The sequence below is a fragment of the Flavobacterium sp. genome, from assembly GCF_020217025.1.
GTDB lineage: Bacteria > Bacteroidota > Bacteroidia > Flavobacteriales > Flavobacteriaceae > Flavobacterium.
Map to the genome: position 1 here is coordinate 1 of NZ_JAIWOF010000125.1, position 10000 is coordinate 10000.

Annotated in this window: 8 protein-coding genes and 2 tRNA genes; 6 read left to right on the top strand and 4 right to left on the bottom strand. The window is 34.2% G+C overall.

Translation table 11 applies throughout. The features are described 5' to 3' along the window. The first annotated feature begins 57 nt into the window (after positions 1–57). Entirely contained in the window at positions 58–1476 is a 1419-nt protein-coding gene (locus LDL23_RS06160; protein ID WP_291264927.1) for an MBL fold metallo-hydrolase, read from the top strand. Positions 1477–1526: 50 nt separating this feature from the next. On the opposite strand, the gene LDL23_RS06165 is transcribed toward LDL23_RS06160, so the two are convergent. The 4 genes from LDL23_RS06165 to LDL23_RS06180 form a co-directional block, all read right to left on the bottom strand. Further along, entirely contained in the window at positions 1527–1763 is a 237-nt protein-coding gene (locus LDL23_RS06165; RefSeq protein WP_150111852.1) for a DUF465 domain-containing protein, read from the bottom strand. 136 nt (positions 1764–1899) lie between these two features. Then, complete coding sequence (gene rimO, locus LDL23_RS06170) at positions 1900–3201, bottom strand: 30S ribosomal protein S12 methylthiotransferase RimO (protein ID WP_291264928.1); 1302 nt, start codon at positions 3199–3201, stop codon at positions 1900–1902. A 200-nt stretch (positions 3202–3401) separates the two neighbouring features. Further along, on the bottom strand, positions 3402–4949 hold the full coding sequence (locus tag LDL23_RS06175; RefSeq protein ID WP_291264929.1) for an outer membrane protein transport protein: 1548 nt from the start codon (positions 4947–4949) through the stop codon (positions 3402–3404). Between the two features lie 33 nt (positions 4950–4982). Beyond that, entirely contained in the window at positions 4983–5942 is a 960-nt protein-coding gene (locus tag LDL23_RS06180) for a hypothetical protein (protein WP_291264930.1), read from the bottom strand. Positions 5943–6043: 101 nt separating this feature from the next. On the opposite strand from LDL23_RS06180, the gene proS reads away from it, so the two are divergent. The 5 genes from proS to typA form a co-directional block, all read left to right on the top strand. Continuing rightward, positions 6044–7522 (top strand): proline--tRNA ligase, encoded by a 1479-nt coding sequence (gene proS / locus LDL23_RS06185; RefSeq protein WP_291264931.1) that lies wholly within the window; start codon positions 6044–6046, stop codon positions 7520–7522. A gap of 116 nt (positions 7523–7638) precedes the next feature. After that, positions 7639–7710: transfer RNA gene (locus tag LDL23_RS06190), tRNA-Glu, on the top strand. 26 nt (positions 7711–7736) lie between these two features. Next, positions 7737–7808: transfer RNA gene (locus LDL23_RS06195), tRNA-Glu, on the top strand. Between the two features lie 156 nt (positions 7809–7964). Continuing rightward, on the top strand, positions 7965–8216 hold the full coding sequence (gene rpsT, locus LDL23_RS06200) for a 30S ribosomal protein S20 (RefSeq protein WP_026724626.1): 252 nt from the start codon (positions 7965–7967) through the stop codon (positions 8214–8216). A 144-nt stretch (positions 8217–8360) separates the two neighbouring features. Beyond that, positions 8361–10000, top strand: a 1640-nt coding sequence (gene typA / locus LDL23_RS06205; protein ID WP_291264932.1) for a translational GTPase TypA, incomplete at its 3' end; no start/stop codon positions are given.

Below are 10000 nucleotides of genomic sequence, written 5' to 3' on the forward strand. Positions count from 1 at the left end.
TTATCATTTTACTTCTAACTACTAGCATGTAAATTCGTAACTTCTAAAAGTTATGTCATGAAAGTAGAACAGATTTATACCGGTTGTATGGCACATGCCGCTTATTATATTGAAAATAATGGGGAAGCAGCCATTTTTGATCCACTAAGAGAAGTCCAACCTTATATTGATCGTGCCAAAAAAGATAATGCCAAAATCAAATATGTTTTTGAAACACATTTTCATGCCGATTTTGTGAGCGGTCATTTGGATTTAAAAGCAAAAACAGGAGCTCAAATTGTTTTCGGTCTAACCGCAAAACCAAATTACGAAGCTTTAATTGCCTCTGATGGACAAATTTTCACCATTGGAAATTATAAAATAAAAGCCATTCATACGCCAGGTCATACCATGGAAAGTACGACTTATCTTTTAATTGACGAGAACGATAAGGAACATGGTATTATCTCAGGCGATACTTTGTTTATTGGTGATGTTGGTCGTCCTGATTTGGCCCAACACGTGATTGCTGATTTAACGCAAGATAAATTAGCTCGCTTATTATATCATTCGCTTCGTGAGAAAATCATGCCACTATCCGATGATTTAATTGTATATCCAAATCATGGAGCTGGAAGTGCTTGTGGAAAAAACATGAGTAAAGAAACTACCGATACATTAGGAAATCAAAAAAGAACCAATTATGCGCTTCGACCAGATATGACAGAAGACGAATTTGTAAATGAATTACTTACAGGATTAACAACGCCGCCAGGTTATTTCCCAAAAAATGTATTATTAAATTTAAAAGGATATGAATCCTTAGATAAAGTGATTGAGAAAGGTAAAAAGCCATTGAATACAAATGACTTTGAAACTTTAGCAAATGTTTCCGGTGCTTTAATTTTAGATACGAGAAATGCAAATGATTTTGCAAAAGGCTTTATTCCAAATAGCATTAATATTGGAATCGATGGAAGTTTTGCTATGTGGGTTGGTGAAATGATTTCCGATATCAATCAAGCTATTCTTTTAGTCACTGAACCCGGTAGGGAAGAAGAATGTATGATTCGATTATCTAGAGTAGGATATGATAATACTATCGGTTATTTAGAAGGTGGATTCGCATCTTGGGAACAGGCAGGAAAAGAAACGGATTCTCTAAAAAGAATTACAGGCGAACAATTAGAAGAAATGCTTCAAACAGCCCATTTACCATTATTTGATGTTCGTAAAAAAAGTGAATTTGATTCTGAGCATCTTTTAAATTCAGTAAATATTCCATTGAATCAATTGAATGCTAAATTAGATAGTTTTCCTAAAGATAAATCCTTCGTGATTTACTGTGCTGGAGGTTATCGCAGTATGATAGCAGCTTCCATTTTAAAACAACGTGGCTTTGATAATTTTATAGATGTTTCAGGTGGTTTTAATGAAATTGCCAAGACCACTCAATTGCCCAAAACTACTTATGTTTGTCCTTCAACATTGTTATAACAAAAAACCGCTTTTAAGCGGTTTTTTGTTGGTGTTGATTTAAAAAAGGTTTAGCTATCTTTTAAAAAGTTAACAATTTCATCTTTTAGAAATACACGATTTTTTCTAAGTTGTGACAATTCATCATCCATAGCTAACTCTTCGTCTGTTTCTATTTTGTATATTTTTTCATCTAAATCTGTATACGAATGTAATAAAACCTGAAATTCATCATTGTTATGATACAGATCTTTAATCTTGTCTGCGTATTCAGGGAAATCTAGGTAAATAGGATGTTTAGTTATCATAATGTTGGTTTTTAAATTACTATATCCAAATTTACCAATAAAAAATGAAAGCAGATATGACAATTGTCATTTCAAATAAAAAATCCTTACAAAAAAATGTAAGGATTTAGATATAATTTTGAACACTAATTAGAGGTTAAACGGGTTCGGCATACAAGTCAAATTCTGTAGCATCTGTTACTTTTAAGTTTACAAAATCTCCCGTTTTTAAATAGTATTTAGAAGCGTCAACTAATACTTCATTATCTACATCTGGGCTATCAAATTCTGTTCTTCCAATGAAATATTGACCTTCTTTTCTGTCAATTACACATTTGAAAGTTTGTCCAATTTTTTCTTGATTCAAATCCCAAGAAATTTGCGATTGTAAGTCCATAATTTCAGCAGCACGCGCTTGTTTTACTTCTTGAGGAACATCATCTTCTAATACAAAAGCACCTGTATTTTCTTCATGCGAATAGGTAAAACATCCTAAACGCTCAAATTTCATTTCCTGAATCCAATTACGCAGAATTTCGAAATCTTCTTGTGTTTCACCTGGATAACCTACAATTAAAGTCGTTCTAATTGCCATTCCTGGAACACGCTCTCTAAATTCTTGTAATAATTTAGTCGTTTTTTCTTTTGTTGTTCCGCGTTTCATCGATTTTAAAATTTCGTCTGAAATGTGTTGTAATGGAATATCAATATAGTTACAAATTTTTGGTTCGCGTTTCATTACGTCTAAAACGTCCATTGGAAAACCACTAGGGAAAGCATAATGCAAACGAATCCATTCAATTCCTTCTACTTTAACTAAGTTTTCTAATAATTCGGCAAGATTACGTTTTTTGTATAAATCTAATCCGTAATAAGTTAAATCTTGAGCAATTAAGATTAATTCTTTTACTCCTTTTTTAGCCAAACCCTCTGCTTCTTTAACCAATTTTTCAATAGGTTGCGAAACGTGTTTTCCACGCATTAACGGTATCGCACAAAAACTACAAGGTCTGTCGCAACCTTCAGCAATTTTTAAATAAGCGTAGTTTTTTGGAGTTGTAGTTAAACGTTCTCCTAATAATTCGTGTTTGTAATCAGCTCCTAAAGCTTTTAATAAAAGAGGTAATTCTGTAGTTCCAAAATATTGGTCAACATCAGGAATTTCCTTCTCTAAATCAGGACGGTATCTTTCAGATAAACATCCGGTAACGAATACTTTATCTACTAAGCCTTGATCTTTTTTGTCTACATATTCCAAAATCGTATTTACCGATTCTTCTTTTGCATTATCAATAAAACCACAAGTGTTAATTACCACGATATTGCCTTCTTCTTCGTGTGCTACATCTTTTCCGTTAGCTTTTAGTTGTCCCATTAAAACCTCACTGTCGTAAGTGTTTTTGGAACATCCAAGAGTAATTACATTGATTTTATTTTTCTTTAACGATTTGGTTCTCATGCTTTTAAATTTGAGGTGCAAAATTACATAAAATAATTAGTAGAAGCACCAGCGATTGGCAATTTTTTAATAGTTTGGTCCCGCTGTCCGCTATATCCGCTAAGGCGGGATGTCGCTCCCATCGGGGCTAGCGGTTGTGGCTTGGGTATAAAAAAACCACTTCGGTTGAAGAAGTGGTTTGATATCTTGTTTTAATTTTTTTAGAAATTGATAGAATAAGTAACGGTAATATTATTATTTGTTGTTCTTATTCTTGCAGTATCATTCATTCCTGAAGATATTAAAGATTGGTTGTAATTTCTGTGGTCGTTAGCATAAGCTACATCTAATCTGCTTTCACCAAAGTTGTAGCCAATTCCAGTAGAATAACCAGTTAAATCTCCCATTGCAAAATCTACTTTGTATGGACTTTCTTCAAATCGATATCCTCCGCGAAGACTCCATTGTTTGATTTTGTATTCACCACCAATTCTTAATTCGTATGCGTTTTTAAATTGACTACTCATTTGAGAGTTTAAATCGCTAAAGAAACCATCGTTGGTTGGTTTAAATTTAATGTTGCTATAATCTTTTGTTGCATAATCAACGCTTATTAATCCTTTTTTTCCAAAAATATAAGCACCGCTAAAAGTCCATTTGCTTGGTGTTTGAATTTTGTATGTTTCATAAATATTAACAACATTCGGGTCTACAACATCTTGATAATTTGTCGTTCCGTCAGTAGTTCTCACAATTAAACGCTGTGATAATTCGTCATTTAGATTGTACCATGTTGGCGATTCATAAGCAACACCAGCTCTGAAATTATCAGTGAATTTATAGATTGCTCCTACATTCATAGAAAATCCTGTTCCGTAAGTGTATAATTCATTATCAAATTGAATATCAGTAACGGTCAATCCAGAAGAATATAGTGGATTGTTATTTCCTTCGTATACTGAAGTTGATTTTGTATAATCTGTAAAATGAGCATTTAAATTGAATCCCAAAAACAATTTGTTTTTGTATGCTGTAGCAAAGTTGGCCGAAAGTTTACCATTAAATCCAGAGGTGGATACATAATTTTCGTGATAATAATTCCCTCCTGTTGGTATATTGGTATAATAATCAACATTGTTTAGGTCAGAGTCGTCAAATGCTTCAAATAAGAAAGCTTGGTATCCTAACATTGCTTGTTGTGCTGGAAATCCTAATCCGCTTGTTTCTCCTAAATAAGAGTATAGTTGAGATACAGTTTCCCCAGGTTGTAATTGCATATATTCTAATGGTAATCCTTGTGCTTTGTCAATAAAATAACTTCCAATAGAATTGTAAGGGTTCGTACCTGCAGAAAAGATATTGTTGTCAAAATTGTTGGTACTATCATAGTTAAGTGCAACAGCAATTTTTGACCAATCGGAATTCCCGGAGGCATCATTAAAAATTAAAACAGCTCCTAATTGATTTAAATCTAAAGTACTAAGGTTTTCCTTTGTTCTGGTTCCGAAATAATCAGAGCGATTGTGTGCATTATAATTACTTAAGGTAACACTTGCAAAGTTATTATTGAAAAATAATGACCCAGCAGGATTTATATTAATAGATGATAAATCACCACCAACAGCACCAAAAGCACCACTCATAGCTCTGAATCTAGCGGTTCCAGTTAAATTATTTACCGCATATCGTAGAGCATCATTAGTAGTAGTTTCTTGTGCCGTAGCCAACAGAGAACTACCAAAAATTATGGATAATAATAATTTTTTCATTTCAATTTTTTTTAATCTTTAGTGTATTATTAATTAACCTCTTCCGCCTCTTCCGCCTCCGCCGCCAGAACGACCTCCGCCTCCGCCTCCGAAACTTCCTCCGCCAAAACTTCCTCCTGATGAACTTCTTGGTGAAGAGTAGTTGTTGCTTCTTGGAGAAGAATTATTGTTTCTTGGAGTTGATGTTCTTGGTGATTGAGAGTTTGTTCTAGGTGTATAAGTGCCTTCTCTTGGTGTTGCGTTTTGAGATCTAGGTGTTGTTGTGTTTGATCTAGGTGTTGCGTTTTGTGATCTTGGAGTAGTATTTCTGGTATTAAAATTTGGGCGTGGTGTATTTAAACGGTTTGAAGTTCTGCTTCCTCCATTATTATAATATCCATTTCCACCTCTGCGACCATGATTATAGGAAACATTATTTCCGTAGTGACCATAATAGCCCCAACCTGATCCATAATAACCTCCCCAGCCTGGGCCGTAATATCCATTCCATCCCCATCCAGGACCGTACCAAGAATTCCATCCCCAGCCTGCGCCATACCAAGAATTCCATCCCCAACCCCAATTAGGTCCATACCAAGAGTTCCAACCCCAGTTCCAACCCATTCCCCAATATGGAGAGTACCAATTGTTCCAACCATAACCATTGTTGTAATAATTGATGGTTACTTCACTTGCGTTATTACCCCAGTCGGCATTGTTATTGTTGTTGTATTGGTTGTTGTAAACAGTTACTACGCTATCCTTTTTTTCGGTACCATCTTCAGAATAGTAAACAAAGTCATCCTGCATTTCCTTAAATTTTTGGGAATAGGGATTATTATTTTGAGTATTATCTTCAACAACGACTACTTTTTGTTTTTCAGAAGTTGTGTAAATACCATCGTCATAATAGGATGCATTTTGATAAGAACCACATGATGTTGTGATTATTACCATTAACCCAAACAAAGAAAATATGGTATTTTTTTTGGTAAACAAGTAATAAGTTTTCATAACTCTTATTTTTTTATTGTTGGACACTTCAAATTTAACTATTTTTGCCAAACAAATTAGTTAAAATTTATACAAACAATTTTTGTGCCAAAATATTCATAATGAGCAAGAACTTAACAACAAGAGCGGAAGATTATTCCAAATGGTATAACGAACTAGTCGTAAAGGCTGATTTAGCAGAAAATTCAGGGGTTAGAGGGTGTATGGTGATTAAACCATATGGCTATGCAATTTGGGAAAAAATGCAAGCTGAATTAGATAGGATGTTTAAAGAAACTGGACATAGTAATGCTTATTTCCCCTTGTTTGTTCCAAAAAGTATGTTTGAGGCAGAAGAGAAAAATGCTGAAGGTTTTGCTAAAGAGTGTGCTATTGTAACGCATTACCGATTAAAAACGGATGAAGAAAGACCAGGGAAATTAATGGTTGATCCAAACGCGAAATTAGAAGAAGAACTAATCGTTCGTCCTACTTCTGAAGCTATTATTTGGTCAACTTACAAAGGTTGGGTGCAATCATATAGAGATTTACCTTTACTAATCAATCAATGGGCAAATGTGGTGCGTTGGGAAATGAGAACGCGTTTGTTTTTAAGAACAGCTGAATTTTTATGGCAAGAAGGACATACAGCTCATGAAACACGTCAAGAAGCGATTGAAGAATCAGAAAGAATGATGAATGTGTATGCGGATTTTGTTCAAAACTTCATGGCAATTCCAGTGATTAAAGGTTTAAAAACAGAAACAGAACGTTTTGCAGGTGCAGATGAAACCTATTGTATTGAAGCGTTAATGCAAGACGGAAAAGCATTGCAGGCGGGAACTTCACATTTCTTAGGTCAAAATTTTGCGAAAGCTTTTGATGTAAAATTTGCTAACAAAGAAGGGAAGCAAGAACACGTTTGGGGAACTTCTTGGGGGGTTTCTACGCGTTTAATGGGGGCTTTAGTAATGACGCATTCAGATGATAAAGGTCTGGTGTTACCTCCAAACTTAGCACCAATTCAAGTTGTGATTGTTCCAATTTATAAAACTGATGAGCAATTTGATGCAATTTCAGACCAAGTAAATGGTTTGGTAGCCGAATTGAGAAAATTAGGTATTTCTGTTAAATACGACAATAGAGATACTCAAAAACCAGGGTTCAAATTTGCGGAATGGGAATTAAAAGGGGTTCCGGTTCGTATTGCAGTTGGACCAAACGATTTGGAAAACGGAACTTACGAAATTGCTCGTAGAGATAATTTATCAAAAGAAGTAGTTGCTAAAGATGGAGTAGTAGCTTATATTCAAAATTTATTAGCAACTATTCAAAATGATTTGTTTGCTAAAGCGTTGGATTACAGAGATACACATATTACGGAAGTAAATTCTTTTGAAGAGTTTAAAGAAGTTTTAGAAACAAAAGGTGGTTTCTTAGCAGCGCATTGGGATGGAACGGCAGAAACTGAAGAAAAAATCAAAGAATTAACAAAAGCAACCATCCGTTGTATTGCTTTAGACAGAGTAGAAGAGGCAGGAACTTGTGTTTTAACAGGAAAGCCCTCTACTGGAAGAGTCTTATTTGCAAAGGCTTACTAAAAAAATAGTAAAAAAAGCGAAAAAAAAATATTGATGCTATTGCAGGAATAAAAAATGTGTTTATCTTTGCACTCGCATTACGGAAATGAGGTCTTTTAGAGTTCAGAGTACGAGATGGCCCGTTCGTCTATCGGTTAGGACGCCAGGTTTTCATCCTGGTAAGAGGGGTTCGATTCCCCTACGGGCTACTTATTGAATTAAAGAATTGGTTAATGGCCCGTTCGTCTATCGGTTAGGACGCCAGGTTTTCATCCTGGTAAGAGGGGTTCGATTCCCCTACGGGCTACAAAATTAGTTGTAAATAAGTTTTATAAAATAATAATTGGTGTCTCGGTTATTATTTTATTAGTTAAAACCAAAGTGTTCGCCTAGGCGAATGTGGGAGGTTTTTCTTTTTTAACTAGTAGTTTATAACAATTATTACAATTAAAAAAAGAACAAAATGGCAAATCATAAATCTGCTTTAAAAAGAATTAGAAGTAACGAGAAAAGAAGAGTATTAAACAGATACCAACACAAAACTACTCGTAACGCTATCAAAGCTATTCGTTTAGCTACTGACAAAGCTGAAGCTTCTGCAAAATTATCAACTGTAATTTCTATGATTGATAAATTAGCTAAGAAAAATATTATCCATGATAATAAAGCTTCTAACTTAAAATCTAAATTAACTAAACACGTAGCTTCTTTATAGTCTACCGTTAGTGAAATATACTAAAGCTCTCATTTTGAGGGCTTTTTTTATACGTTATTATTATGTTATTTCTACTAAAGTATTGATTACTATAGTGTTTTTATCAAAATAAACATTACCTTTGCACCTTCAAAAATTTTATAAATGACTTCTATTAGAAACATCGCAATTATTGCCCACGTTGACCACGGTAAAACTACTTTGGTTGATAAAATCATGTACCACTGTCAGTTGTTTCGTGAAAACGAAAATACAGGAGATTTAATCTTAGATAATAATGACTTAGAGCGTGAAAGAGGTATTACTATTACTTCTAAAAACGTTTCTGTAACTTACAAAGGAACAAAAATCAACATTATCGATACTCCAGGTCACGCCGATTTTGGTGGTGAAGTAGAGCGTGTACTTAATATGGCAGATGGTGTTTGTCTTTTAGTAGATGCTTTTGAAGGACCAATGCCACAAACACGTTTCGTATTACAAAAAGCGATTGACTTAGGTTTAAAACCTTGTGTGGTTATTAATAAAGTAGATAAAGAAAACTGTACTCCAGAAGAAGTACATGAAAAAGTTTTCGACTTAATGTTTGAATTAGGTGCTACAGAAGAGCAGTTAGATTTCCCAACCGTTTATGGTTCTGCTAAAAACAACTGGATGTCTGATGACTTTAGAAATCAAACTGAAAATATTGAGCCTTTATTAGATATGGTTTTGGAACATGTTCCAGCTCCTAAAGTTTCTGAAGGAACGCCTCAAATGTTAATTACATCTTTAGATTTCTCTTCGTTTACAGGTCGTATCGCGATTGGTCGTTTACAAAGAGGTGTTTTACGTGAAGGAATGAACGTTTCTTTAGTAAAAAGAGATGGAAAAATAAGCAAATCAAAAATTAAAGAATTACATACTTTTGAAGGTTTAGGTCGTAAAAAAGTAGAAGAAGTTGTTGCAGGTGATATCTGTGCGATTGTAGGTTTAGAAGGTTTTGAAATTGGTGATACCGTTGCTGATTTTGAAAATCCAGAAGCGTTAACTTCTATTGCAATTGACGAACCAACAATGAGTATGTTGTTTACAATTAACGATTCTCCTTTCTTTGGTAAAGAAGGAAAATTTGTAACTTCTCGTCACATTAAAGATCGTTTATCTAAAGAATTAGAGAAAAACTTAGCATTAAGAGTTAATGAAACTGATTCTGCTGATAAATTCTTAGTTTTCGGTCGTGGTGTACTTCACTTATCAGTTTTAATTGAAACCATGAGAAGAGAAGGATATGAATTACAAATTGGACAGCCACAAGTAATCATTAAAGAAATTGATGGTGTTAAATGTGAGCCAATCGAAGAATTAACAGTTGATTTACCAGAAAATCTTTCAGGTAGAGCCGTAGAATTCGTAACTATCCGTAAAGGTGAAATGTTATCTATGGAGCCTAAAGGAGAACGTATGATTATCAAATTCAATATTCCATCTCGTGGAATTATCGGATTGAGAAATCAATTGTTAACGGCTACAGCTGGTGAAGCTATTATGTCGCACCGTTTTATTGAATACCAACCATTCAAAGGGGAAATTCCAGGACGTTTAGGAGGTTCATTAATTTCTATGGAAAACGGAAAAGCAATTCCTTATTCTATTGATAAATTACAAGATAGAGGTAAATTCTTCGTTGACCCGAATGAAGATATCTACGAAGGTCAGGTAATTGGTGAAAATTCACGTGGTGATGATATGGTGGTGAATGTAACTAAAACTAAAAAATTAACAAACGTACGTTCTTCTGGAAA

What these genes read in the sequence shown, in the direction of transcription:
- LDL23_RS06160 (WP_291264927.1), top strand. Translation starts at nt 58, where the DNA reads ATGAAAGTAGAACAGATTTATACCGGTTGTATGGCACATGCCGCTTAT.
- LDL23_RS06165 (WP_150111852.1), bottom strand. Translation starts at nt 1,763, where the DNA reads ATGATAACTAAACATCCTATTTACCTAGATTTCCCTGAATACGCAGAC.
- rimO (WP_291264928.1), bottom strand. Translation starts at nt 3,201, where the DNA reads ATGAGAACCAAATCGTTAAAGAAAAATAAAATCAATGTAATTACTCTT.
- LDL23_RS06175 (WP_291264929.1), bottom strand. Translation starts at nt 4,949, where the DNA reads ATGAAAAAATTATTATTATCCATAATTTTTGGTAGTTCTCTGTTGGCT.
- LDL23_RS06180 (WP_291264930.1), bottom strand. Translation starts at nt 5,942, where the DNA reads ATGAAAACTTATTACTTGTTTACCAAAAAAAATACCATATTTTCTTTG.
- proS (WP_291264931.1), top strand. Translation starts at nt 6,044, where the DNA reads ATGAGCAAGAACTTAACAACAAGAGCGGAAGATTATTCCAAATGGTAT.
- rpsT (WP_026724626.1), top strand. Translation starts at nt 7,965, where the DNA reads ATGGCAAATCATAAATCTGCTTTAAAAAGAATTAGAAGTAACGAGAAA.